The sequence below is a fragment of the Polaromonas sp. P1_G4 genome, assembly GCF_056405475.1.
The window spans coordinates 1-1,645 of record NZ_JBFUCA010000730.1 but is presented as its reverse complement, the minus strand read 5'-3'; the positions used below and the strand labels follow the sequence as shown (position 1 = coordinate 1,645).

The following is a 1,645-nucleotide window of genomic DNA, read 5'->3' as shown; positions in this document are numbered from 1 at the left end:
CTCTTTGGCCTGACCTGGTTCGTGCTGCATGGCTGGATTGTGCCGCGAATCGGGGAGTTTCGTCCGCGCCTGGAAATAGAGGCCAGCAAGGCTTTGGGGGTGCCTGTTCGCATTGGTGGAATCACCGCACATTCCCAAGGGATGATTCCGTCGTTCGAGTTGCGCGACGTGACCCTGCTCGACGCCCAGGGGCGCGAGGCCCTGCGGCTGCCGGTGATTCTCGGCGCCCTGTCCGCCTCTTCGATCTGGGGGTTGGGCTTCGAGCAGCTTTACATCGACAAGCCCGAGCTGGACATACGGCGAACCGCTGACGGAAAGATCTATGTCGGCGGCCTCGATGTTTCGCAGGACCGGGCGGCCGGCGAGAGCGCCGCTGCCGACTGGTTCTTCTCGCAGACCGAGTTTGTCATGCGAGGCGGCACCGTGCGCTGGACAGATGAAATGAATCCGGCACCACCCCTGGCGTTGACGCAGGTTGACTGGGTGATGCGCAATACGCGGCGGCGCCACCTCATGCGTCTGGATGCCACACCCCCTGCAGAATGGGGTGACCGTTTCACTGTCAGGGGCATATTCCGCCAATCGCTGCTGTCAAGCAGCGCCGGTGATTTTGATGCCTGGACAGGCCAGCTATTTGCCGGGTTCGACCGGGTGGATGCGTCCCGCATCAAACCGTACCTCAACCTGGACGCACTGGGCATTGAGCTGACACGCGGGAATGGCGCGCTTCGCGCTTGGGCAGATATTTCCCAGGGCCGGGTGACTGGCGGCACGGCCGATGTGGCGTTGCAGGATGTAGACGCCCGTCTGGGTGCCAAGCTGCAGCCTTTGGCCTTTGATTTTGTCGCCGGGCGTGTGGGTGGCGGTCAGCGTACCAATGGTTTTGATTTCAATACCGAAGGCCTGCGCTTTCGTACCCGCGACGGCCTGCAGTGGCCAGGCGGCAACGTGGCGCTGGTGCACACAGGGGACGAGGCCGGCGTTGCGCAGCACACCGAACTCAAGGCAGACAAGCTCGATCTTGCAGCGCTCGCACAGATTGCCAATCGCCTGCCGCTTGATGCTCCCGTCCATGGGCTGATCGCTTCATTTGCCCCGAAGGGACTGGTCGAAAGCGTTGAGGCTCGCTGGCAGGGACCGCTGGATGCCCCTGCCGCCTACGCCGCAAAAGGACGCGTCGCCGGGCTGAGTATTGCTGCCCTGCCCGCACCGCCCAGCCCAGCGTCAGTGCATCCCAAGCCTGGCAGGCCGGGAATCAGCGGCGCCACCATTGACTTTGACCTGACGCAAGCGGGTGGACGGGCCGGGGTCAAGATACTCAACGGCTCGCTCGACCTGCCGGGCGTGTTTGAGGATTCGCTGGTGCCGTTTGACCAGCTTTCCGCCGAGACGCAATGGAAGTTTGCGGGCCGGAAAATCGAAGCGCAGCTGAACAACCTGCGATTTGCCAATGCCGACGCGCAGGGAGAAGCGCAAGCCGCATGGCATACCGACGATGTGGTTTCCGGCAAGCCGCCTGCCGGAGATGCAGCAGATCCCCGATTCCCGGGTGTGCTGGATCTGCAGGGCGTTTTGAGCCGCGGTGATGGCGAGCGGGTACACCGTTATTTGCCGCTGGTATTGCCGGACCGGGTGCGCCACTATG

General features: G+C 63.2%; 1 protein-coding gene. It reads left to right on the top strand.

What is annotated here, in order from left to right:
* A partial coding sequence (locus tag AC1D1X_RS22755) for a YhdP family phospholipid transporter (RefSeq protein WP_477699270.1) occupies positions 1-1,645 on the top strand: 1,645 nt, incomplete at both ends.